Below are 21,073 nucleotides of genomic sequence, written 5' to 3' on the forward strand. Positions count from 1 at the left end.
TGTTGTCTCCGCTGCCAAGTGCTCAATGTCACGACTGCGCCGAATCATGGCGTGACGGTGTTCGCCTGCCGTGCTGCGGCCAGCGCCGCAAGTTTGCTGCGGATAAGCGGAATCGCTGCCAGCGTGGCCTGCTCGCCCGCCATGATGGCCTGGTTCTTCTGCTCGAAATCGGTGGCGCCGATGCCGCGCAAGTCGGGTCGGATCACCACGTCGGCGCGCGCACTTTCTTGCGCCGCCAGCTGCCGGCCCATGATGTCGATCGACTGCCCGACAATGCCCATCATGTCTTGCGGGTTGGTTCCGTTCGGTGCCGCGGAGATGTCCACGGCGATCACGAAATCGGCGCCGAGCTGGCGCGCCGCGTCCACCGGAATCGGGCTGACCACGCCGCCATCGACATAGTGCTTGCCGTGAATTTCCACCGGCTCGAACACACCGGGAATGCTCGACGACGCGCGCACCGCGCGACCGGTGTTGCCCCGCATGAAGACCGTGCGCTTGCCCGTTTCGAGTTCGGTGGATACCGCGGCGAACGGTATCTTCAATTGTTCAATCGGCTGCTTGTGCACCATCGCGTTGACGTAATCCTGCAAGGCCTGGCCCTGCACCAGCCCGCCGGAGAACAGGCGCACGTCGCGGATCTTCGCCTCGTCCAGGCCAACCGCCGTCTGCTGCAACGCGAACGCATCCATGCCGCTGGCGTACAAGGCACCGACCACGCTGCCGGCGCTGGTGCCAGCCACCACATCCGGGTGGATGCCGCTGGCTTCCAGCATCTTGATCACGCCGATGTGCGCGAAGCCTTTCGCCGCACCGCCGCCGAGGGCGAGGCCGATCTTGAGCTTCACCGGTGCCGCTGGCGGCGGCGCGACGGGCACAGGGTTGCTGACATGGAAACAGCCACTCAACACGAGTGTGGCGAGCAGCGGCAGCAGGCGACGAAGAGACATGCGTATGGGCATCGGGATGGCAGGCAGTGGCATCAGCCCTGCGCGGCGTCCGCTTCCAGGTGATAGCGCGTGGCCAGTTCCACCTCGTGCTTGGAGCCGAGGAACACCGGCACGCGCTGATGCAGGCCGGTCGGCTGGACGTCCATGATCCGCTGGCGACCGGTGGTCGCCACGCCGCCGGCCTGCTCGATGATGAAGGCCATCGGGTTGGCCTCGTACATGATGCGCAGCTTGCCGCCCTGTTCGGCGATCTTCGCGTCAAGCGGGTAATAGAACACGCCGCCGCGAGTCACGATGCGGTGCACGTCGGCGACCATCGAGGCCACCCAGCGCATGTTGAAATCCTTGCCGCGCGGGCCGCTCTTGCCGGCCAGCAGTTCGCCGATATAGCGCTGCATTGGTGCCTGCCAGTGGCGCTGATTCGACATATTGATGGCGAATTCGCTGGCCTGTTCCGGAATGCGGATGGCGCGCCGGCTCAGCACGAAGCTGCCCACTTCACGATCCAGCGTGAACTCGTGGGTACCGTGGCCGAAGGTCAATACCAGCACGGTGGCTGGGCCATACACCACGTAACCGGCGGCAAGCTGGGTGGTGCCCGGCTGCAGGAAGTGCTCCGCCTTGGGTTCGGTCACGCCGTCGGGGCAACGCAGCACCGAGAAGATCGTGCCGACCGAAATGTTCACGTCGATGTTGGACGAGCCGTCCAGCGGATCGAACAGCAGCAGATGCTGGCCCTTGGGGTAGCCGTCCGGAATCTGCTGCGGATGCTCCATCTCCTCCGACGCGCAGGCGGCGAGATGGCCGCCCCAGGCATTGGCCTCCAGCAGGATCTCGTTGGAGATCACGTCCAGCTTCTTCTGTGCCTCGCCCTGGATGTTGCCGGTACCGGCTTCGCCCAGCACACCGCCAAGCGCGCCCTTGCCGGTGGCTACCGCAATGCGCTTGCAAGCGCGCGCGACCACTTCGATCAGCAACGAAAGTTCGGCGTTGATATGTCCGGCGCGACGTTCCTCGATCAGGAACTGGATCAGCGAGATGGGCTTCATGTCGGGTCCACGGCAAAGAGAACGTGTATTGTCCCGGCTCCGGCTGAACAGTGCCAGCCTGAAGCGGTTCGCGGGTCGTTCTGTCATCTTTTTGCCATGCTGCTGACAGCACGCTGGCAGCAGGCCACCGCCAAGCTGTACCTCCAAGGTGGAGGAAGAACACATGCGCAACACGGTTTATTTCCTGGTATTCGAGGGTTTCGCGGATTGGCAGGCGGCGCTGGCCTTGTGCGAGATCCGTCGGCCCGGCGACTGGCAGGTGCGAACGGTGGGCTTTGCCGCGGCACCGGTCACCTCGATGGGCGGGCTGCGCGTTCAGCCCGATATGACGCTGGACCAGCTCGATGCCGCTGGCGCCGCCATGCTGATCGTTCCCGGCGGCCATTTATGGCAACGCGGCGACGGTGCGCCGGCGGTGGCGGCGATACGTCGGCTGCATGCGGCCGGCGCCGTGATCGCCGGTATCGACAGCGGCGTGCTGGTGCTGGCACGTGCCGGCTTGCTCGATGAGCGCCGTCACACCGGCAACTGGCCCGGCCAGATCAGCGCGCAGGTGCCCGCGTATACCGGCGCGCCGCACTACGACAGCGAGGTGCTGGCGATCAGCGACGGCGGCGTGATCAGCGCCAGTCATCTGGGCAGTGTGGAGTTTGCCCGCGAAGTGATCCAGACGCTCGATCTGTACAGCCCGAGCGACCGCGAACACTGGTTTGGCCTGTTCAAGCACGCGCAGTTGCCGCCATGGTGCGTCGGCGAAGCGATGGCTGCATGAGGAAATCTTCATGAACAAGCTGCTGCACCGCACGCTGATGGCTTATCGTCCGCTGTACCTGCATGCACTGTTGATGGACGGGCAATACCGTTTGCTCACAACCTCAGCGCCAGCCACGACGGATACCAGCGATACCCCGCAAACGCGCCAGCGCAGCTTGCTGGCTGCACTGACCCAGATCGTCTTCCCGCCCCGGAGCAAGTGATGACCCGACCGCATGTCAGCTTCTTTCATTCGCCGCAAACCCGTTCCGCAGGCACCCGTGCCCTGCTCGAAGAACTGGCGGCCGATTACGAGTTGCACCTGCTCGACCTGAAAGCGGGGCAGCAGCGTCAGCCCGAGTACCTGGCGATCAACCCGATGGGCAAGGTGCCGGCGATCCTCCACGGCGATGCGCTGATCACCGAACAGCCGGCGGTCTTTATCTATCTCGCTGACCTGTATCCCGAGGCCGGTCTGGCGCCGCCGATCGGCGACCCGTTGCGTGGGCCCTATCTGCGCTGGCTGGTTTTCTACGGCTCGAGCTTCGAGCCGGCGGTGGTCGACAAGTCGATGCAACGCGAGGCGTCCTCGCTGGCCCTGTCGCCCTACGGTGATTTCGACACCATGCTCAAGACCCTGGTCGACCAGCTGGAACGCGGACCCTACCTGCTCGGTGAGCGCTTCAGCGCGGCCGATGTGCTGTGGGGCACGGCATTGAACTGGACCACGATGTTCAAGCTGGTACCGGAATTGCCGGTGATCCGTGCGTATATCGACCGCGTGCTGGCGCGACCGGCGATGCAGCGCGCGGCGGCGCTGGATATTGCGCTGGTGGCAGCGCAGGGCGCCTGATGCGATGTGCCGTGACGTTCGACGCTGGTCGTCATCGCGCTTCCCGGCGATGATGCGCGGATGCGTCGAGCGGACCGGCTTTTCCTCATCATCCATGCCTTGCGCGGTCGACGTACCGCGCTGCAGGCGCGTTCGCTGGCGCAGACCCTCGGCGTTTCGTTGCGTACGGTTTATCGCGATGTCGCCGACCTGCAGTTGTCTGGTGTGCCGATCGAGGGTGAGGCCGGCGTCGGCTACGTGCTGCGCAAGGGCTCGGATATCCCGCCGCTGATGTTCAACGCCAGCGAACTGGAGGCTTTGGTGGTCGGCACGCGCTTCGTACGCGCGTTTGCCGGCACCCGACTGGCGGATAGCGCTCAGACAGCGCTGATGAAGATCGAGGCGGTGCTGCCGCCAGAGTTGCGCGAGCGCGCCAGCCGCACGCGGATTTTCGCGCCGGTCTGGCGCGACCAGTATCGCGATGACTTTGCCGCCCTGCTCGATCAACTGCACGCGGCGATCATCGGCAATCAGGTGCTGCGCATGGACTACCGTGACGAAGGCGGCAATGCCAGCACGCGTGAGGTCGAGCCACTGTGCCTGTCGTTCTGGGGTGGCAAGTGGACGCTCGGCGCGTGGTGCCGGATGCGACAGGACTTCCGCAACTTCCGGCCCGACCGGATTGCGACCACCGCCGCGAGCGGCGAGGTCTTTGTCGAATCGGAGCAGCGCAATCTGGCGGCGTATTTGCGCGCTGTGGGTGTCGGTGATCTCGCCATCAGCTGAGTGGCAACGTTGCCATGTGGTCGCCGGCCAGCGAGGATAGGCGCCTGAATCACATTTCGTGATGAACACTGCTGCTATCCCGCTACAAGGAACCCGTGTGAACAAGCCTCTCTTGCTGCTGTGCCTTGCCATGCTTGCGCTGGCCAGTGGCGCACCGCCGTTACACGCGGCGGATGTCACCGCGCCCGCGGCTGATGCACAGCTCAGCGCCGATGCGCGTTTTGAGAAAATCTACAACGACGAATGGGCGTGGCGTACCGGCCAGGCCGGGGTCAGCGCGTCGGGCGAATCCCAGCCGAACAAGGGCCGGCTCGATCAGGTCGATGCGGGCAGCCAGCAACAGCGACTGATGTATTGGCGTGACGTGCTGAAGCGGCTTGCCGACGTCGAGGTGGCAAAACTGTCGCCGGCCAACCAGGTCAACTACGAGGTCTACCACGCGCAGATCCGCAACTTCGTGGCCGATCAGCGCTTCAAGAACTGGCAGATGCCGTTCAACAGCGATTCCGCGTTCTGGTCCGACATCGGCTATGAGTTGCGTGGCGATCATTTGCTGAGCAAGCAGGACTACGAACAGTACCTTGACCGGCTTGACCAGATTGCGCCGTATTTCGACCAGCAGATTACCAACATGCGTGCCGGCTTGAAGCGCGGCTTCACGGTTCCCCGTGCGGTGCTGGATGGGCGTGATGTATCGATCGCGGCGGTGGCCGAGTTGAAGGACCCCACCGCCAGCAGTTTCTATGCGCCGTTCAAGCACTTGCCGGCATCGCTGCCCGCTGATCAGGCGCAGGCTCTGCAGGGCCAGGCGTTGCGGCGCATTCGCGACGAGGTGATTCCAGCCTACGCCAAGTTGCTTACTTTCTTCCGCCAGGACTACCTGCCGCATGCGCGCAAGACCCTGGCGGCCGAGGCGCTGCCCGATGGCAAGGCGTTCTATCAGCAGCAGATCCGCGAATACACCACGCTCGACCTCAGCCCCGACGAGATCCACCAGATGGGTGTCGATCAGGTGGCCCAGATCCATGCGCAGATGCTCGCCGTCATCAAGGACACCGACTTCAAAGGCAGCTTCGCCGACTTCCTGCATTTCCTGCGCACCGATCCGCAGTTCTATGCGAAGTCGCCGGACGAATTGCTGATGCGCAGCGCCTGGGTGGCCAAGGAAGTGGATGGCCAGATCGGCCGCTACTTCGACCACCTGCCGCGACAGCGCTTCACCATCGAGCCGGTGCCGGCCGATATCGCGCCGTACTACACCTCCGGTCGCGGTGGTCCGGACGTCTATCTGGTCAACACCTACGACCTGCCTTCGCGGCCGCTGTACAACATGCCGGCGCTGACCCTGCATGAGTCGTATCCCGGCCATGCGCTGCAGCTGGAACTGGCCAACGAACAACATGACCTGCCGGCGTTCCGCCGCTACGGCTACATCTCCGCGTACGGCGAAGGCTGGGGTCTGTATTCGGAATATCTTGGCAATGAAATGGGCATCTACAAGACGCCTTATCAGCGTTTCGGCTATCTCACCTACCAGATGTGGCGTGCTTGCCGGCTGGTGGTCGACACCGGTATCCATCACCTGGGCTGGACGCGCCAACAGGCGATCGACTACCTCACCGTCAATACGGCGTTGTCCGCGCGCGAGATCGCCAATGAAGTGGATCGCTACATCAGCTGGCCGGGTCAGGCGCTGTCCTACGAGCTGGGCTACCTGAAGATTCGCGAACTGCGGGCCAAGGCGGAGCAGGCGCTCGGGGCGAAGTTTGATATCAGGCATTTCCACGACACCGTGTTGTCCACCGGTTCGGTGCCATTGCCGGTGCTGCAGAAACGCATCGACCGTTTCATTGCCGATGGTGGTCCAGAGCCGGACTTTGGCCGCGATTGCGCGAAGTCGAAGGCCGCTTCCACCCCGTGAGGTCAGCCGTTGGCGTATGGCGATAACTTCACACATAAAGTAATATGAACTCATACTTCGTGCAGGGAGTTTTGCCATGACTGCTCGTCCGGCGCACATCGCTGACGCTTCATCGGGTTACGTGGAGCCTGCCACCATGCTGGCCGGTCCCGCGTTGCGGGCATTCTTCCGGCTCGCCGAACACTGGCAGTTACGCATTGCCGATCAGCGCAAGCTGCTCGGTGATCCGCCGGAATCCACCTACTACAAGTGGAAACGCCAGCAGGACGGCGTACTCGGCCGTGACACGCTGGAGCGCATCAGTTACCTGCTGGGTATCTGGAAGTCGCTGCAAATCCTGTTCCCCGATCCAGTCCAGGCCGATGCCTGGTTGCAGCGGCCAAATACGGCGCCGCTGTTCGGTGGCCATTCGGCGCTGGAGCGCATGTTGTCCGGCAACGTGTCCGACCTGTATGTGGTGCGTCAGTACCTGGATGCGCAACGCGGTTGAGGGGTGCCGTCGCGGCGAGCGAGACCGGCCACTGCGATCGTTCACACGTTCAATTTTCCGCATGCGCGCGGCAACCAGTGAGTCCGGATAACCCATGTCGACTGATCTGCCGCCACTGAAGCGCGTTCGCTGGAGCCACGCCTACCGCATCGTGCCCAGTCGCTTTCCACCGATCGGTGTCTACGACCGCATCGCCGATCCGGCCGACATGGACGCGCTATTCGCCATCGAGGCGCTGACCAATCCTCGACTGCGCGAGGAAATTGACGCGCTGAAACAGGTACCCTGGGCGCGTCGCATCAGCGGACCCGGTTCAACGCCGGTCATGGCCGCGTTCACTCATCTCAACGCGGAAGGCAGCCGCTTCTCCGACGGCAGTTGGGGCGTGTTCTATGCGGCGCACAGCGTCGCCACGGCGGTGGAGGAAACCGTATATCACCGCGAGAAGTTCATGGCGGCGACCAGCGAGCCCGCATGTGAATTGCAAATGCGCTGCTACCGCACCAGCCTGGACAGCAAGCTGCACGACCTGCGCGGTGGCTGGCCGGCCGAACAGGCGGCAGACAGCTATGCCGCCAGCGTGTCGCTGGCCCGCCAACTGCGCGCCGAGGGCAGCAACGGAATCGTTTTCGACAGTGCCAGGCATGTCGGTGGCGAATGCATCGCAGCGTTCTTTCCGGATGTCGTCGCACCTTGCGTGCAGGCCAAACATCTGGTCTATCGCTGGGATGGAAAACGCATTGCGCAGGTACTCGAGGTTTCCGAACTCCGGCGCTGACTTGCCCAGCCGAGCGCAGCTCAGGTATCCGCGTTGGTCGCCCAGCCCTCGCGGGTGCCGCGGGTAAATACGCGATCGGTATCGAGCACGTCGCCTGCCGCGTGTGCCGGCAGTTCGTGCAGCTTGGCGTAGAGCGGGGTGAAATCCGGGCCGGTGGCTTCGAACAGCTGCTCGAAGTTTTCGATCACGAAATAGGTCTGTTGATAGGTGTCGATGCGGTAGCGCGTGCTCATCACGCGCTCCAGGTTGAAGCCGATCCGGTTCGGTGCAGCCGAATCCAGGCTGTAGATCGACTCGCCCTTGGAGCTGACGATGCCGGCGCCGTAGATGCGCAGGCCGTCGCCGGTGTTGATCAGGCCGAATTCGACGGTGTACCAGTACAGGCGCGTGAGGTTCGTCAGTGCTTCGGGGCCGATCGCGAACGCCTTCATGCCGCCACGACCATAGGCCTGCATGTAGTCGGCGAACACCGGATTCAGCAACAGCGGCACATGGCCGAACATGTCGTGGAACAGGTCGGGCTCGCTGAGGTAATCGAGCTGGTCGGGCTTGCGGATCCACCAGCTGACCGGAAAGCGGCGGTTGGCCAGATGGTCGAAGAACACCTCGTCCGGCAACAGGCCTTCGACCGCGACCAGCTCCCAGCCGGTGGTTGCACCGAGCACCTTGTTCAGATCGGCGAACTTGGGAATACCGCCATCGCCGAGGCCGAAGCGCTCCACGCCATCCATGAATTCCTGGCAGGCGCGGCCGGGCAGCAGTTCGCGCTGGCGTTTGAACAGCGTGTCCCAGACTTCATGGTCGGTCTGGCTGTAGCTGTCCCACGGCTGCTCCACCACACCGGTGGCGTAGACCGGGATGTAGCCGCGGTCGGTCTGTTGGTGTTCGACCTTGCGTGGCGTGGTGCTTTCCATGGGCTGACTCCGGGCGCGCTGGGGTAGACCAACAGCTTAGGGCGAATCCGCCGCACGAAAGTTGTCTTCTTGTACGAAACATCCCACTTTGTGCACTATCCTTGCGTCGACTCACACATATTCGGTGGCTTGTTGCTCATGACGACGCTGGACCGCACTGATCTTCGCATGTTGGCCGTCTTGCAAAGCGAGGGCCGCATCACCAACGCCGAGCTGGCCGAGCGGGTCAGCCTGTCGCCATCGGCGTGCCTGCGCCGACTGCAACGGCTGGAGGGCGACAAGGTGATCACCGGCTACGCCGCGCAGGTTGACCCGCAGGCGGTCGGCCTGGGTTTGCAGGCCTTTGTGCGGGTGCAGCTGACCAAACATGAAAGCAGCGCGATCGAGAGCTTTGTCGAACGCGTGAACGCGTGGGAGGAAGTAGTCGCCTGCCATGCGCTGACCGGGGACATGGACTATCTGCTGCATGTCCACGTGACCGACCTGCAGGATTTTTCGCGCTTCCTGCTTGATCATCTGTTGAACGCCAGTGGGGTCGGCGATGTCAATTCAAGCTTCGTGCTGCGTACGGTGAAACGGTCACCGTCGCTGCCGCTGGCTCAGCTTGAGCGATAAGAGCCTGCGACGCCGCCAAACTAACGCTAAACTAACCAGCTCATGAGCATCGACACCACTTCCGTGCCCGAACGCGACCTGCTGCGCCCGCTGCGCTATCTGTGGCGCGTGCCGCTGGTGCTGTTGCATATCGTGCTGGGCATCTTGCTGTGTGGTCTGCTGCTGAGCTGGGCCCAGCAAGTGGTGATGACAGGCGGTCGCGAGCCGTTTGCACACCGGATGACGCGGTTGTGGTCGGTGGGCTTGCTGCGCATCTTCGGTCTGCGCGCGCGCCGCTTCGGCAAGGCGCAAGATGACCCGGTATTGTTCGTCGCCAACCACACCTCGTGGATCGACATCACCATGCTGCACAGCCAGCGTGCCGCCTGCTTTGTGGCCAAGGCGGAAATTGCCGGGTGGCCATTGATTGGCTGGCTGGCGAGCAGTGGCGGCACCATTTTCCATCGTCGCGGCAACAACCATTCGTTGTCGGCGGTGATGCAAGTGATGGTCGAGCGCCTGCGGGCAGGCCACGCGGTGGCCGTGTTCCCCGAAGGTGGCACTGGCTACAACGGTGTACTGAAAGTGTTCCATGCGCGGATTTTCCAGGCCGCGCTGGATGCCGACGTCACCGTGCAACCGGTGGCGCTGCGCTTTGCCCGTGACGGGCGGCGCGTGCTGGACGCCGGCTTCCGCGAGCATGAAAGCTTCTTCGCCAACATCGTGCGCATGCTCGGCGCGGCACCAATGGACGCGGAAATCCATTTCCTTGCGCCAGTACCGTCCACCCCCGAGGCGCGTCGACGGATGGCCGAGTTGTCGCGCGAGCGCATCATCGCTGCTCTGGAAGACCGCCCGGAATGAGTCTGTTGTACGGCAAGGATTTCCGCCCGCCCTGGCCGCTGCGTAGCGGTCATGTCCAGACCATGCTGTCGTCCAGTGGCGTGCGCCGGCTGTTGTTGCCGAAGGCGGCCAAAACGGTCTTGAAGGGCGCCGAGCACGTTGTCGTCGATGGCGGGCGCGGCGTACGCCTGTCCGGTGCCTATACCGCGCAAAGCAGTCGTGCGCAGGCACGTGGCCTGGCGGTGTTGTTCCATGGCTGGGAAGGCAGTGTCGACTCCACTTATGTGCTGCAAACCGGCAGCCGCCTGCTGCGTGATGGCTGGGACATCTTCCGGCTCAATTTTCGCGACCACGGCGACAGCCACGGTCTCAACGAGGCGTTGTTCCACTCCTGCCGCATCGATGAAGTGGTGCATGCGCTGGGTGATATCGCCGAGCGCTGGCCCACGCGACCGATGGCGTTGGCCGGATTTTCGCTGGGTGGCAACTTCGCGTTGCGCGCCGCCTTGCAGACGCCGCGTCTGGGCATCCCGCTGAGCTATGTACTCGCCGTCTGTCCGATCATCGATCCGGGCGCAGGCCTGTTTGCGCTGGAGGAAACGGCGCCCTGGTTTTACCAGGCCTATTTCATGCGCAAGTGGCGCCATTCGTTGCTGACCAAGCAGCAGGCGTTTCCCGAACACCAGTATTTCGAGATGTCCGAGCTGAATCAGCATTTGCGCGGGCTGACTGAATCGCTGGTCTTGCGGCACACCGACTTCAAATCCCTGCAGCAATATCTGGACGGCTATTCGGTGGCCGACGACGCCATGCAGGCGATGCAGATTCCCGCCACCATTCTCACGTCCCGCGATGATCCGGTAATCCCGGTCAGCAGCTTCGAGAAGCTCGAATTGCCGCCCAACATCGAGCTGGATCTGGCCGATCACGGTGGCCATTGCGGCTTCATCCGCGACTGGGGCATGACCAGCTTTTCCGACGATTATATTGCCGGCCGCTTCAATGCGATTGCCGATGCGGAAACACCGGCCGGCTGAGCCGCGGCTGCGATTCAATCCGCCGCGTCGAAGGCACGTTGGCGCATCCAGCTGGCGATGCTCATGCGATCGCGGGTGGCCGGCAACACCTCATGTTCGTACATGCCGGACAGGAACAACAGCAACGTACCGGCGCGCGGAAAGATGTCGTGGTGGCTGCCGTCGGCAAGGAATAGCCGCAGCGCCCCGCCGTCGGTGTCTTGCCAGTTTCGGTTGAGGTAGAACACCGCCGAGATGACCCGCGCGTCGCTGCCACGCAGGCGATCGAGATGCCGCGCGTAGCCGGCGCCGGGTCGGTACACCGCATAATGCGACTCGCAATCCACCAGGCTCAACATGAGCTCGCGCCCCAGTACCAGACGCAGTTCGTCCATGCGATCGGTGAACATCTGCTGCGGCCCGCTCATCGCCTCGCTCGCAAACCAGTGCGTGCTGTCGCCACGCAATACCGAGGCGGTGCGGTCGGCGCCCGTGCGCGCGGGCAGCAGTTGCCGGGCATCGTGCATCGCCACACATTCCTGTGCCAGCGCGTTCGTCTGCGCGTCATCCAGAAACCCGGATACCAGGCACCAGCCATCGTTGGCCAGAGCGACCGCGGCATCGCTGAGATAGGAAGTGGAAATCATCGGACGCCTGGCTACGTGGAGCCGCGAGGTGACTGTCTCTCAGCAGGCCAGTGAGTCCGGCGCGGAGTGGCAGGCTGCCCGCGTGGCAGCGTCGCAGCATCGCTGGATCGTCAGCGCTTGCGCAAGGGGTCGAGCAGTTTGCCCAGGCCGTTGTGATCGAGTTCCAGCATCAAGGCCAGCAACTGACCCAGCTGCCCGGGCGGAAACCCTTCGCGCGCAAACCAGGCCAGATAGGCGCCAGGCAAGTCCGCGATCAGGCGACCCTGATACTTGCCGTAAGGCATCCGCACGGTGACCAGCTCCTGCAAGTCTGCAGGCTTCATGCCGATGCCTTCACGACCACCCAGCCAGCATGCCCGCCGATCGGCTGGGGCCCGACGGGCAGGGGGTGGCATTTGTCCGTCCTGCGCGGCGGGGACGAGGGCGTTGAAGTCATGCCGCACAGCATTCCCGTTGCCGCGATCGCGGTCAACCGGATATGGTCCCAAGGGGACGCTGCGCGTTACGCGTTACGATGGTGGGACAGCTACGGAGCGGCATGCAATGAAGACGGGTTTTCTCGACGGTGGCGGCGAAATCGGCGCGCTGATGCGCGCGTATCCATGGGCGCAATCCATCCCTGGCGCGGTCGAGCGGTGGCCCGACTCGCTGCGCACCGTCGTCAGCCTGATGCTGAACTCGCCGTTCCCGATGTTCCTGTTGTGGGGCGACCAGCGCATCTGCCTGTACAACGACGGCTATATACCGATTCTGGGCAAGCGCCATCCCGCGGCGCTGGCTACTCCCTTCCAGCACGTCTGGCCGGAAATATGGAACGAGATCAGCCCGCTGATCGACCGTGCCTACGCTGGCGAGTCCACTTTTTTCGAGAACCTGCCGTTGCTGATCGAGCGCAATGGCTTTCAGGAGCAGGCGTTTTTTACCTTCTCTTACTCGCCGCTGCGCGGCCCGCATGGTGGTGTCGACGGCATGTTCTGCGCCTGCAGCGAAACCACTGCACAGCTGCATGCCGAAGTTGCCCTGCGCAACAATGAAGCACGCTGGCGCGGCCTGTTCGAGAACATGCAGGAAGGCTTTTTTGTGGCACAGGCCATCCGCGACGCGCACAACGCGATCGTTGATTTCCGTTTGTCCGAGGTCAATCCCGCCTTCGAGATCCAGGCCGGGTTGGCATCCAGCACAGCGCCTGGACGCACCCTTCGCGAAGTGTTCCCGATGGTGCCGGAGGAACTGATCCGCGCCTGTGCGCAAGTGGTGGAAAGCGGTGAGCCGAGTCAGTTCGAGATTGCCCTGGGTCATGCCAATGGCCGTTGGTACGAAGTGCGCGTGCGCCTGGCCGATAACGGTGAGCACATCGTCGTGCTGTTTCTCGACATCTCTGCCCGCAAGCAAAACGAAGTAGCCCTGCGCCGCAGCGAGGACGGATTTCGGGGCTTGGCGCAAGCGATGCCCAATCATGCCTGGACGGCCCGGGTGGATGGTTCGCTGGACTGGTTCAACGACCGCGTCTACGACTATGCCGGAATGGGCTACGACGAATTGGTCGGGGACCGCTGGGGCAGCATCGTGCACCCCGATGACTTGTCGCAGGCTGCTGCCGGCTGGGTCCAGGCGGTGGCCGAAGGAAGCCCCTACCAGGTCGAGTTTCGCCTGCGCCGTGCGGATGGTGCCTACCGCTGGCATATTGCACGGGCGATGCCGATTCATGGCGAGCACGGCCGCATTGAACGCTGGGTTGGCACCAACACCGATATCGAGGACCAGAAGCGCGCCGCCGAGTTGCTGGAATTCCGCATTGCCGAGCGCAGCCGCGAACTGGAAGCGGTCAACGAAGAATTGCGCCAGTCACAGAAGATGGAGGCGGTGGGCCAACTCACCGGCGGCATTGCGCACGACTTCAACAACCTGCTGACCGGCGTGATCGGCGGGCTGGACATGATGCAAACCCGTTTGTCGCAGAACCGCCGCGAAGATGCCGAGCGCTGCGCCGGGCTGGCCATGCAGTCGGCACAGCGCGCGGCCGCGCTGACTCACCGCTTGCTTGCATTCTCGCGGCGGCAACCACTGGAGCCGCGGGTGATCTGCGTGAACGATCTGGTGGAGTCCATGCGTGAGTTGATTGACCGCACGCTGGGCCCCGACCTGCAGCTTCAAGTCACCGCAACGGACGCGTCCTGGCCCACCCGTTGCGACCACAACCAGCTGGAAAACACGTTGCTGAATCTGGTCATCAACGCTCGGGACGCGATGCCCGCGGGTGGACTGTTGACCATTGCCACCGGCAACAGCGAGGTGCCCCCGGCGGCGCTGGCCCAGGACGATCCGGCTGCCGGCGACTATGTCTGTCTTGAAGTCAGCGACAACGGCAGCGGCATGACGCCCGAGGTTCTTGCCCACGTGTTCGAGCCGTTCTACACCACCAAGCCGCTCGGTCAGGGCACCGGGCTGGGCTTGTCGATGGTCTATGGTTTTGCGCGGCAGTCGGGCGGGTTCGTGCGGATCGAAAGCGAACGCGGTGTCGGTACCACCGTGCGAATCTATCTGCCGCGCTGCCATGCGGCAGTCACCGAACCGGTGCTCCAAGTCGAGCCGGCGCCACTGTCAGGAACCACGGCGCGTCATGTGTTGGTGGTGGATGACGAAGCCCACGTGCGCGAACTGGTGATGACCCTGCTGCACGACCAGGGGCATCACGGCCTGCAGGCGGCGGACGGGCCTGCGGGTCTGCAGCTGGTCCGCGCGCTGGAGCATCCGCTGGACCTGCTGATTACCGACGTGGGTCTGCCCGGCTTGAATGGCCGTGAACTGGCCTTGCAGGCGCGTGCCTTGCGCCCCGCACTCAAGGTGCTGTTCATCACCGGCTATGCCAGCGACGCGACCTTCGACGCTGACCCTGAAGCCGGTATCGAACTGCTCAACAAGCCGTTCACCATGGCCGATCTGGCCCGCCGTATCGAACGCCTCACCCAAGTGGCCTGAGCCATCTGGCGAAGCAGCAGGCTTGCTGCCAGAATCCGCCATCGGAAGGGGGAGCGCCAACGTGTCAATAACCACCGCCAAGCGGGTCTTGGTCGTCGAAGACGATCCGGTCGTGGCCATGCTGGTCGAAGACATTGTGCGTGATATGGGCTACGACGTTTCGGTGAATCTCACCCTTGAGCACGCCAGCGTCGAGCTGGAAGTGGGCGAGATCGACGCCGTGTTGCTGGACATGCAACTGCGCGGTGAGAATTCCCGCCCGGTGCTGCTCGACCTGCTGGCGCGCAAGATTCCGTTCCTCATTCTGTCCGGTTCCGACCAGAGTGCGTTGACGAACGAGTTTCCCGGCCTTCGTGTCCTGCCCAAGCCGTTCGGCAAGATCGAACTTGAAAAGGCGGTGCGCGATTTGCTGGGTTGATTGCGGGCGTCAGTCCGCCGCCACGCAACGCCCCTGCGCCCAGGTTCTGAGTGCTTCGACCTGTTCGCGCATCAGCACGGAGAGTGGCCGGGTCTGCTGCAAGGCATTCATCAGCGTCGCCTGATCCGGTGGTGCGCCACTGCCGGCCGCGTCGTACAGCGCACTGACGATGGTCTGCTCGATTTCCGCCCCGGAAAAGCCCTCGCTGGCGGCGGCCAACGCGGGCAGGTCGAACTGGGCGGAGTCGAGTTTGCGCCGGGCCAGATGCATCGCGAAGATCTGCTCGCGTACCGTGGCGGCGGGCAGGTCGACGAAGAAAATCTCGTCGAAGCGGCCCTTGCGCAGCAGCTCGGCCGGCAATTCCTGCACCGCGTTGGCGGTAGCCACCACGAACACCTTGGACTTGCGTTCGGCCATCCAGGTCAGCAAGTAGCCAAGTACGCGACGCGACACGCCGCCATCATCGCCACCGCCGGCCAGGCCTTTCTCGATCTCGTCGATCCACAGCACGCAGGGCGACAACAGCTCGGTGCTGGCCAGCGCCTCACGCAGGTTTTTTTCGGTTTCGCCCTGGTACTTGTTGTACAGCGTGCCGAAATCAAGCCGCACCAGCGGCACGCCAAAGCCACCGGCGATCGCTTTCGACGCGAGACTCTTGCCGCAGCCCTGCACGCCGAGCAGCAGCACGCCTCGCGGCGGGTCCAGTGCCGGATCGGGCACCGCGGCGAGAAACACCGCGCGCCGTCGTTGCACCCATTCGCGCACCCGACTGACGCCGGCGATGTCGGCGAAGCTGGCGGTGGCGTATTCGTAATGCAGCAGGCCGGAGCGGTTGAGCAAGTCGAACTTGGACTGCATCAACACCGGCAAGTCGCTCGCGCCGAGTGCGCCGTCGGCGTAGATCAGCTTGCGCACGATGCGCCGGGCGTCCGGGGCGGACAGGCCCAGCAGGTTGCGCACGATGGTGCGCGCCGCGTCGTTGTCCACTTCCACCTTGCGATTCTGTTCGCGCTGCCAGGCGACCGCCTCGGCGCGCAGAATGCCGGCCAGTTCCTTCAGATCGGGCAGTGACAGCGGCACGCGCAAAGCCAGTGCTTCCAGTTCTTCGGGCAACTCCACCTTGGCACCGACCAGCACGATGGTATGTGCGGAGGAGCGCTGGCGTTGCACGATTTCACGCAACTGGCGCAGGCTCATCGCATAGCGCAGCAGGCTGTGGAAATCGAACATCAGGTAGATGCCCGGCTCGCTCTGCGCGCGGATTGCGTCCAGCGTGGCGGTGGCGTCGGGTGCGATGTCGCCTTCGCTCTGGGCGAAGTCCAGCCGGGTCAGGCCGTCGGTCAGCGTCCAGCGCCACAGCGGACGCAGCGCCTGGGCGATTACGTGGCGAAAGCACTCGATCACGCGCTGCTCGTCCACCGTCTCGATCACCAGCAATGGCGTGGCCGCGCGCACCAGCGTGGTGAGATCCTGCAATTCGCTCATGTGTCCCCCTCGAAGAACACAAGTTTACAGACCACGGGCGCTTCTGGCTTCACGCCCGCCGGTATACGCTGGCCGCTCCCCGCGCTGAAGGAGCGCCACCATGCGCCTGTTGCTGCCGTTGTTGCTGCTCGTTTCGTCGCTGCCCGCACTGGCGGCGCCGAAGCTCGACCAATTAGTGTTGCCGAAAGGCTTTCATGTCGCGCTGTTTTCCGACCAGGTGCCGAACGCGCGTGAAATGGCGGTGGGTACCAACGGCACGGTCTTCGTCGGTTCCACCGACGCCGGCAAGGTTTACGCACTGACCGACAGCAACGGTGATGGCGTGGCTGACCGGGTGCGCGTGATCGCCAGTGGCCTGCAGTTGCCGATGGGCGTGGCGTTTCATCAGGGCGATCTATACGTCTCGGCGGTGAGCCGGATCGTGGTGCTGCGCGATATCGAACATCATCTTGACGCCCCGCCTACGCCAGAACTGGTCACCGACAAGCTGCCGACCGAAACCCATCATGGCGGCAAGTTTCTCGCCTTCGGACCGGACGGCAAGTTGTATGTGCCGATCGGCGCACCCTGCAATATCTGCGATCCGGCGCCGGACCACGGCAAGCTGATCCGCATGAATCCTGACGGCAGCGGGTGGGAAGATGTGGCCCACGGCATTCGCAACACGGTCGGCTTCGACTGGCAGCCCGGTACCGGCCACTTGTGGTTCACCGACAACGGCCGCGACCTGCTCGGCGACGATATTCCCAGCGATGAATTGAACGCGATCACTCAGGCGGGTCAGCACTTCGGCTATCCGTATTGTCATCAAGGCGATCTGCTTGATCCCGACTTCGGCAAGGGCCAGACCTGCAAGGCATTCGTGCCGCCGGTGCTGAAGCTGGGCGCGCACGTGGCCTCGCTGGGTATGCGTTTCTACAGCGGCAAGCAGTTTCCGGCCAGCTATCACGGCGCCATTCTGGTCGCCGAGCACGGTTCGTGGAACCGCACGCAGAAGTCTGGCTACCGCGTGATGACGGTGCGCGTGAACGGCAGCAAGCTGGTGTCCTACCAGCCGCTGCTCACCGGGTTCATGCAGCACGAAAAGGCCTGGGGTCGTCCAGCCGATGTGCAGCCGCTGCCCGACGGCAGCGTGCTGGTCAGCGATGACCTGGCCGGCGCGGTCTACCGGATCACCTACCAGCCGTAGTCGTCAGCAAGCCATCTGATCACCGTTCCACGTTCCCCGTTCCCGAGGTAACTCCCATGCAACTACGCAGCGACAGTTTTGCCAGTGGCCAACCGATCCCCGCCGAATTCGCCTTCGGCAAACCCGGCGCTCCGGTGGCCTTGTCGGATAACCACAGCCCGCAGCTGGCGTGGACCAGCGCGCCGTCGGCCACCCGTTCGTTCGCGCTCACCTGCATCGATCCCGACGTGCCCAGCCGCGGCGACGACGTGAACCAGCCCGGTCGCACCGTACCGGCGGACCTCCCACGCGTGGAGTTCGTGCATTGGCTGATGGCGAATATTCGCGCTGAGTACAGTGAGCTCTCCGCCGGCGCGTGCAGCGACGAAATCACCCCGCGCGGCAAGCGCGAGCCGTTCGGTCCGCCGGGCAGTGTGCAGGGGGTCAACGACTACACCGGATGGTTCAGCGGTGATCCGGAAATGGCCGGCGAATACCTCGGTTACGACGGCCCGTGTCCGCCGTGGAACGATGCCTTGCTGCACCATTACCACTTCACCGTGTACGCGCTGGACGTGGCTACGCTGCCGTTGGTGCACGGTTTTTCATTGGCTGATCTGCGGGCCGCGATGGCCGGTCATGTACTGGAACAGGCCGAGTTGATCGGCACGTACACGCTCAATCCGCACGTGGTGAGTTGACCTGTCGCGGCGCTGAACGTCGGCGTCGCGTGCACGTTGGTGGTGTTTGTCTTCACGCCCACAAGGCATGGGATATGGGTGAATGGCATCACGCGGCGTCTCCGCGGTCACGTCTTCCCCCACAAGAGGATTCCCCCATGCTTCACTACGCCCTGGTTTTTCTGGTCATCGCCATCATCGCCGCCGTGCTTGGTTTCGGCGGCATCGCCGGCGCTGCGGCCGGTATCGCCAAGATCCTGTTCGTGATCTTTTTGATTCTGGCGATCATCGCTTTCTTCCGCCGCGCCAGTTGACCCTGCCGGTTGAAACGCACGCGCGACATACCTGAGTCTTTCCGGAGCACGCAATGAACAAGCAAGTCAGCACCAACGAGCCGGTCAACGACCGCATCGACGATCGCGCAGAGCGCATCAAGCAAGCCACCTCCGCGGCCGTCGCCAGCACCAAGGAAACCGTGGATCGCGCGGCCGACCATGTCGAGGAAGGGTTGCACCGTGCCACCGACAAGGCGGCCGGTGCAGCACACAAAGCCAGTGAAAAGGCGGCCGAAGTCAGTGAACGCAGCCGCGAAGTGTATGACCAGACCATGGATCGGGCCGATGCATGGCTGGAGCAGGCGCGCGACTACGTGCGCGAAAAGCCGGTGCAGTCGGTAGCCATCGCGCTGGGCGCCGGCTGGTTGCTTGGCCGCATCCTGCGTCGGTGAGTAACCAGGGGCGAACCGATCCCATGCACGGTGAGGGCGCATCGACTCACGCAGCGGCGGCGCCGGATTCGGCGCCGCCGCCGTCCGGTCTGCTGGCCGAGCTGGGCCAGTTCGGTCGTGCCTTCCGCCGACTGTTCGGTGCGCAACTCGGCTTGCTTGCCGCCGAGTTGGGCCTGGCGCGCAGCGCGGTGTCGTGGATGTTGCTGGCCGCGCTGGCCGCTACCGTGGCTGGCGTCGGTCTGGGACTGACCTTGCTCGCGCTGGTTGGCGTGATGCTGGTGGCGTGGTGGGGTTCGTGGTTCCTGGCATTGCTGGGGCTGGCCGTGCTGCAGCTGTTGTTCCTTGTCGCTGCCATTGTCTTGTTCCGCCGCTGCATGCACTGGATGAGTCTGCCCGCCACGCGCAGTGAATGGGGTGCGATGATGCGTGAAACGCTGCACCGGCCCGATCCAGGTCCTGCCGTGCAGCCTGACCCGCAGGACGGAAAGCCCGATGAACGTGTTTGATCGCATTGCCAAGGTGAAGGCCGCGCAGTTGCGCATGCAGCTCGCCCGCCATGAACTGTCGCAACCGGCATCCGCCCTGTTGCTGCGTGGGCGCGCTCATCCGCTGACTACCGTTGGCGTGGCCGCCGGAGCTGGCGTGGCGCTGGGTACGCTCAACGTGCATCCCTTGCGCGTTCCCGGTCTGGGTTCGTTGCTGGGTGGTGGGCTCGCCGAGGTCGTTGCGCAGGGCACGCGCTTGCTGGCGGAGTTCGCGGAAACCACGACGAATGGGCCGGCCGATGACGCAGCCGGTCCGTTTGGCGAAGCGCAATGACCGCGACGGAAGTTTTACCGGAGCCCGCCGCCGGCACGTCCATCGCATCCGGCGAACAGGCTTTGGCCATCGACGCAGCCGCAGCGGCGGAGTCCGCCGAATCCACCGCCGCGCCTGCTGCAGCGGCAATGCGTCCGCGCAATCCGCTGATTGGCCTGCGGCGGCATCTGCGCGCCATTCGCATGGTGTTTAACGCACTGTTGCTGCTGGCTCTGCTCTACACCATCACCATCGGCAAAGCCTTGCTGATTCCGCTGGTGCTGGCGGCATTCATCGGCCTGGCGCTGAACCCGATCGTTGCGTTTGGCATCCGCTTGCGTATTCCGCGCTGGTTTACCGCGTTCGTCCTGATGGTCGGTCTGATCGCCGGCATCGGCACCGGCGTCGGGCTGCTGGCGCAGCCGGCGATCGGCTGGTTTCATGGTGCACCCGCCGCGATCAAGAGCTTCGTGCCCAAGCTGCGCAGCGTGACCAAACCGCTGGAAGCAGCCAATCGCGCCACCCAGACCCTGGTCAGTGGCACCAGCCGCGCCCAGGTGCCCCAGGCTACGCCGGTATCAATTACCGCCTGGGACGTGGTGTCCACCGCACCGAAGGTGCTCGCCGCCGTGCTGAGCGTGATGCTGCTGGTGTTTTTCTTCCTGATTTACGGCGACACGATGTTGCGACGGCTGGTCGAAATCACCCCCAGCTTCGCCTACAAGCGACACGCCGTGACGATCGTGCGCGGCATCCAGACCGAAATTTCGCGCTACCTGCTCACCGCGTTGCTGATCAACGCCAGCCTTGGCGCGATAACCGCGGGCATGTTGTGGCTGTACAAAGTGCCCGACCCGCTGTTGTGGGGTTCGGTGGCAATGTTTGCGAACTTCATTCCCTACGTCGGCGCCTTCGTCACCACCACCTTGCTCGCCGTGGTGTGCATGCTCTATGCGAGCGATGCGAATCTCGAGGTGTTCCTGCCGGCACTGACGTTCGCCGGTATCACTGCGGTGGAAGGCAACCTGGTCACCCCGTTGATTCAGGGCGCCAGCATGCGTCTGAGCCCGATCGCCATTCTGTTGTGGCTGCTGGTCTGGGGCTGGCTATGGGGCATTCCCGGCGCGCTATTGGCCGTGCCGATGCTGACCTGCACCAAGCTGATCTGCGAACGGGTGCGCGGATGGGAGTGGTTTGCGGTGATCGTGTCGCGGTAGCCGCGCCGTGGATCAGGTAGCGGCCGGC

General features: G+C 63.9%; 25 protein-coding genes. 19 read left to right on the top strand and 6 right to left on the bottom strand.

Annotation, left to right across the window (positions count from 1 at the left end):
- Positions 1-44: 44 nt before the first annotated feature.
- On the bottom strand, positions 45-950 hold the full coding sequence (locus tag PY254_RS02315; RefSeq protein ID WP_281013878.1) for a patatin-like phospholipase family protein: 906 nt from the start codon (positions 948-950) through the stop codon (positions 45-47).
- A gap of 32 nt (positions 951-982) precedes the next feature.
- Positions 983-1,999 (bottom strand): class 1 fructose-bisphosphatase, encoded by a 1,017-nt coding sequence (locus PY254_RS02320; RefSeq protein ID WP_281013879.1) that lies wholly within the window; start codon positions 1,997-1,999, stop codon positions 983-985.
- A 163-nt stretch (positions 2,000-2,162) separates the two neighbouring features.
- On the opposite strand from PY254_RS02320, the gene PY254_RS02325 reads away from it, so the two are divergent.
- From PY254_RS02325 to PY254_RS02355, 7 genes are all read left to right on the top strand, one after another.
- Positions 2,163-2,771 carry a DJ-1/PfpI family protein gene (locus PY254_RS02325; RefSeq protein WP_281013880.1) on the top strand — a complete coding sequence of 203 codons (609 nt, stop codon included), beginning with the start codon at positions 2,163-2,165 and terminating at the stop codon, positions 2,769-2,771.
- 10 nt (positions 2,772-2,781) lie between these two features.
- Positions 2,782-2,976: a hypothetical protein gene (locus PY254_RS02330; protein ID WP_281013881.1), complete on the top strand. Its 195-nt coding sequence runs from the start codon at positions 2,782-2,784 to the stop codon at positions 2,974-2,976.
- Entirely contained in the window at positions 2,976-3,605 is a 630-nt protein-coding gene (locus PY254_RS02335) for a glutathione S-transferase family protein (RefSeq protein WP_281013882.1), read from the top strand. The genes PY254_RS02330 and PY254_RS02335 overlap by 1 nt, the downstream gene beginning before the upstream one ends.
- Positions 3,606-3,665: 60 nt before the next feature.
- Positions 3,666-4,370, top strand: coding sequence for a helix-turn-helix transcriptional regulator (locus PY254_RS02340; protein ID WP_281013883.1), 705 nt, complete (start codon positions 3,666-3,668; stop codon positions 4,368-4,370).
- Between the two features lie 130 nt (positions 4,371-4,500).
- Positions 4,501-6,291: a DUF885 domain-containing protein gene (locus PY254_RS02345; protein WP_281015135.1), complete on the top strand. Its 1,791-nt coding sequence runs from the start codon at positions 4,501-4,503 to the stop codon at positions 6,289-6,291.
- A gap of 76 nt (positions 6,292-6,367) precedes the next feature.
- Positions 6,368-6,781 carry an MbcA/ParS/Xre antitoxin family protein gene (locus tag PY254_RS02350; protein ID WP_281013884.1) on the top strand — a complete coding sequence of 138 codons (414 nt, stop codon included), beginning with the start codon at positions 6,368-6,370 and terminating at the stop codon, positions 6,779-6,781.
- 94 nt (positions 6,782-6,875) lie between these two features.
- Positions 6,876-7,559 (top strand): RES family NAD+ phosphorylase, encoded by a 684-nt coding sequence (locus PY254_RS02355; RefSeq protein ID WP_281013885.1) that lies wholly within the window; start codon positions 6,876-6,878, stop codon positions 7,557-7,559.
- Positions 7,560-7,579: 20 nt separating this feature from the next.
- On the opposite strand, the gene phhA is transcribed toward PY254_RS02355, so the two are convergent.
- Positions 7,580-8,473 carry a phenylalanine 4-monooxygenase gene (gene phhA / locus PY254_RS02360; protein WP_281013886.1) on the bottom strand — a complete coding sequence of 298 codons (894 nt, stop codon included), beginning with the start codon at positions 8,471-8,473 and terminating at the stop codon, positions 7,580-7,582.
- Between the two features lie 138 nt (positions 8,474-8,611).
- Between phhA and PY254_RS02365 the strand changes: the two genes are divergently transcribed.
- Genes PY254_RS02365 through PY254_RS02375 form a run of 3 tightly spaced genes read left to right on the top strand, consistent with a single transcriptional unit; the run spans position 8,612 to position 10,947 of the window.
- Positions 8,612-9,088, top strand: coding sequence for an Lrp/AsnC family transcriptional regulator (locus PY254_RS02365; RefSeq protein WP_281013887.1), 477 nt, complete (start codon positions 8,612-8,614; stop codon positions 9,086-9,088).
- Positions 9,089-9,130: 42 nt separating this feature from the next.
- Complete coding sequence (locus PY254_RS02370; protein ID WP_281013888.1) at positions 9,131-9,931, top strand: lysophospholipid acyltransferase family protein; 801 nt, start codon at positions 9,131-9,133, stop codon at positions 9,929-9,931.
- Positions 9,928-10,947: a YheT family hydrolase gene (locus tag PY254_RS02375; protein WP_281013889.1), complete on the top strand. Its 1,020-nt coding sequence runs from the start codon at positions 9,928-9,930 to the stop codon at positions 10,945-10,947. Before PY254_RS02370 ends, PY254_RS02375 begins: the two co-directional genes overlap by 4 nt.
- 14 nt (positions 10,948-10,961) lie before the next feature.
- On the opposite strand, the gene PY254_RS02380 is transcribed toward PY254_RS02375, so the two are convergent.
- Together PY254_RS02380 and PY254_RS02385 are read right to left on the bottom strand one after the other, a co-directional pair.
- Entirely contained in the window at positions 10,962-11,573 is a 612-nt protein-coding gene (locus PY254_RS02380) for a 2OG-Fe(II) oxygenase (RefSeq protein WP_281013890.1), read from the bottom strand.
- A 110-nt stretch (positions 11,574-11,683) separates the two neighbouring features.
- Positions 11,684-11,896 carry a DUF3820 family protein gene (locus PY254_RS02385; protein ID WP_281013891.1) on the bottom strand — a complete coding sequence of 71 codons (213 nt, stop codon included), beginning with the start codon at positions 11,894-11,896 and terminating at the stop codon, positions 11,684-11,686.
- A 220-nt stretch (positions 11,897-12,116) separates the two neighbouring features.
- Between PY254_RS02385 and PY254_RS02390 the strand changes: the two genes are divergently transcribed.
- Together PY254_RS02390 and PY254_RS02395 are read left to right on the top strand one after the other, a co-directional pair.
- A complete protein-coding gene (locus PY254_RS02390) occupies positions 12,117-14,552 on the top strand; it encodes a PAS domain-containing hybrid sensor histidine kinase/response regulator family protein (protein WP_281013892.1) in 2,436 nt (811 codons plus the stop codon).
- Between the two features lie 61 nt (positions 14,553-14,613).
- Entirely contained in the window at positions 14,614-14,970 is a 357-nt protein-coding gene (locus PY254_RS02395; protein WP_281013893.1) for a response regulator, read from the top strand.
- 9 nt (positions 14,971-14,979) lie between these two features.
- On the opposite strand, the gene PY254_RS02400 is transcribed toward PY254_RS02395, so the two are convergent.
- On the bottom strand, positions 14,980-16,455 hold the full coding sequence (locus tag PY254_RS02400; RefSeq protein ID WP_281013894.1) for a Ycf46 family AAA ATPase: 1,476 nt from the start codon (positions 16,453-16,455) through the stop codon (positions 14,980-14,982).
- 100 nt (positions 16,456-16,555) lie between these two features.
- Between PY254_RS02400 and PY254_RS02405 the strand changes: the two genes are divergently transcribed.
- The 7 genes from PY254_RS02405 (at position 16,556) to PY254_RS02435 (ending at position 21,045) form a co-directional block, all read left to right on the top strand.
- A complete protein-coding gene (locus PY254_RS02405) occupies positions 16,556-17,644 on the top strand; it encodes a PQQ-dependent sugar dehydrogenase (protein WP_281013895.1) in 1,089 nt (362 codons plus the stop codon).
- Positions 17,645-17,700: 56 nt separating this feature from the next.
- Positions 17,701-18,324 (top strand): YbhB/YbcL family Raf kinase inhibitor-like protein, encoded by a 624-nt coding sequence (locus PY254_RS02410; RefSeq protein ID WP_281013896.1) that lies wholly within the window; start codon positions 17,701-17,703, stop codon positions 18,322-18,324.
- A gap of 137 nt (positions 18,325-18,461) precedes the next feature.
- The gene (locus PY254_RS02415; RefSeq protein WP_007809737.1) at positions 18,462-18,617 is read left to right on the top strand and encodes a DUF1328 domain-containing protein; all 156 of its coding nucleotides are present in this window, start codon (positions 18,462-18,464) and stop codon (positions 18,615-18,617) included.
- Positions 18,618-18,670: 53 nt separating this feature from the next.
- Positions 18,671-19,030 carry an ElaB/YgaM/YqjD family protein gene (locus PY254_RS02420; protein WP_281013897.1) on the top strand — a complete coding sequence of 120 codons (360 nt, stop codon included), beginning with the start codon at positions 18,671-18,673 and terminating at the stop codon, positions 19,028-19,030.
- A gap of 23 nt (positions 19,031-19,053) precedes the next feature.
- On the top strand, positions 19,054-19,536 hold the full coding sequence (locus tag PY254_RS02425; protein ID WP_281013898.1) for an ABC transporter ATP-binding protein: 483 nt from the start codon (positions 19,054-19,056) through the stop codon (positions 19,534-19,536).
- Complete coding sequence (locus PY254_RS02430; RefSeq protein ID WP_281013899.1) at positions 19,523-19,849, top strand: hypothetical protein; 327 nt, start codon at positions 19,523-19,525, stop codon at positions 19,847-19,849. Before PY254_RS02425 ends, PY254_RS02430 begins: the two co-directional genes overlap by 14 nt.
- Positions 19,846-21,045 (top strand): AI-2E family transporter, encoded by a 1,200-nt coding sequence (locus PY254_RS02435; RefSeq protein ID WP_281013900.1) that lies wholly within the window; start codon positions 19,846-19,848, stop codon positions 21,043-21,045. The genes PY254_RS02430 and PY254_RS02435 overlap by 4 nt, the downstream gene beginning before the upstream one ends.
- Positions 21,046-21,073 lie beyond the last annotated feature (28 nt).

Origin of the sequence: Rhodanobacter sp. AS-Z3 (genome assembly GCF_029224025.1) — a bacterium.
Taxonomy (GTDB): Bacteria; Pseudomonadota; Gammaproteobacteria; order Xanthomonadales; family Rhodanobacteraceae; genus Rhodanobacter.

What these genes read in the sequence shown, in the direction of transcription:
- PY254_RS02315 (WP_281013878.1), bottom strand. Translation starts at nt 950, where the DNA reads ATGTCTCTTCGTCGCCTGCTGCCGCTGCTCGCCACACTCGTGTTGAGT.
- PY254_RS02320 (WP_281013879.1), bottom strand. Translation starts at nt 1,999, where the DNA reads ATGAAGCCCATCTCGCTGATCCAGTTCCTGATCGAGGAACGTCGCGCC.
- PY254_RS02325 (WP_281013880.1), top strand. Translation starts at nt 2,163, where the DNA reads ATGCGCAACACGGTTTATTTCCTGGTATTCGAGGGTTTCGCGGATTGG.
- PY254_RS02330 (WP_281013881.1), top strand. Translation starts at nt 2,782, where the DNA reads ATGAACAAGCTGCTGCACCGCACGCTGATGGCTTATCGTCCGCTGTAC.
- PY254_RS02335 (WP_281013882.1), top strand. Translation starts at nt 2,976, where the DNA reads ATGACCCGACCGCATGTCAGCTTCTTTCATTCGCCGCAAACCCGTTCC.
- PY254_RS02340 (WP_281013883.1), top strand. Translation starts at nt 3,666, where the DNA reads ATGCGTCGAGCGGACCGGCTTTTCCTCATCATCCATGCCTTGCGCGGT.
- PY254_RS02345 (WP_281015135.1), top strand. Translation starts at nt 4,501, where the DNA reads ATGCTTGCGCTGGCCAGTGGCGCACCGCCGTTACACGCGGCGGATGTC.
- PY254_RS02350 (WP_281013884.1), top strand. Translation starts at nt 6,368, where the DNA reads ATGACTGCTCGTCCGGCGCACATCGCTGACGCTTCATCGGGTTACGTG.
- PY254_RS02355 (WP_281013885.1), top strand. Translation starts at nt 6,876, where the DNA reads ATGTCGACTGATCTGCCGCCACTGAAGCGCGTTCGCTGGAGCCACGCC.
- phhA (WP_281013886.1), bottom strand. Translation starts at nt 8,473, where the DNA reads ATGGAAAGCACCACGCCACGCAAGGTCGAACACCAACAGACCGACCGC.
- PY254_RS02365 (WP_281013887.1), top strand. Translation starts at nt 8,612, where the DNA reads ATGACGACGCTGGACCGCACTGATCTTCGCATGTTGGCCGTCTTGCAA.
- PY254_RS02370 (WP_281013888.1), top strand. Translation starts at nt 9,131, where the DNA reads ATGAGCATCGACACCACTTCCGTGCCCGAACGCGACCTGCTGCGCCCG.
- PY254_RS02375 (WP_281013889.1), top strand. Translation starts at nt 9,928, where the DNA reads ATGAGTCTGTTGTACGGCAAGGATTTCCGCCCGCCCTGGCCGCTGCGT.
- PY254_RS02380 (WP_281013890.1), bottom strand. Translation starts at nt 11,573, where the DNA reads ATGATTTCCACTTCCTATCTCAGCGATGCCGCGGTCGCTCTGGCCAAC.
- PY254_RS02385 (WP_281013891.1), bottom strand. Translation starts at nt 11,896, where the DNA reads ATGAAGCCTGCAGACTTGCAGGAGCTGGTCACCGTGCGGATGCCTTAC.
- PY254_RS02390 (WP_281013892.1), top strand. Translation starts at nt 12,117, where the DNA reads ATGAAGACGGGTTTTCTCGACGGTGGCGGCGAAATCGGCGCGCTGATG.
- PY254_RS02400 (WP_281013894.1), bottom strand. Translation starts at nt 16,455, where the DNA reads ATGAGCGAATTGCAGGATCTCACCACGCTGGTGCGCGCGGCCACGCCA.
- PY254_RS02405 (WP_281013895.1), top strand. Translation starts at nt 16,556, where the DNA reads ATGCGCCTGTTGCTGCCGTTGTTGCTGCTCGTTTCGTCGCTGCCCGCA.
- PY254_RS02410 (WP_281013896.1), top strand. Translation starts at nt 17,701, where the DNA reads ATGCAACTACGCAGCGACAGTTTTGCCAGTGGCCAACCGATCCCCGCC.
- PY254_RS02415 (WP_007809737.1), top strand. Translation starts at nt 18,462, where the DNA reads ATGCTTCACTACGCCCTGGTTTTTCTGGTCATCGCCATCATCGCCGCC.
- PY254_RS02420 (WP_281013897.1), top strand. Translation starts at nt 18,671, where the DNA reads ATGAACAAGCAAGTCAGCACCAACGAGCCGGTCAACGACCGCATCGAC.
- PY254_RS02425 (WP_281013898.1), top strand. Translation starts at nt 19,054, where the DNA reads ATGCACGGTGAGGGCGCATCGACTCACGCAGCGGCGGCGCCGGATTCG.
- PY254_RS02430 (WP_281013899.1), top strand. Translation starts at nt 19,523, where the DNA reads ATGAACGTGTTTGATCGCATTGCCAAGGTGAAGGCCGCGCAGTTGCGC.
- PY254_RS02435 (WP_281013900.1), top strand. Translation starts at nt 19,846, where the DNA reads ATGACCGCGACGGAAGTTTTACCGGAGCCCGCCGCCGGCACGTCCATC.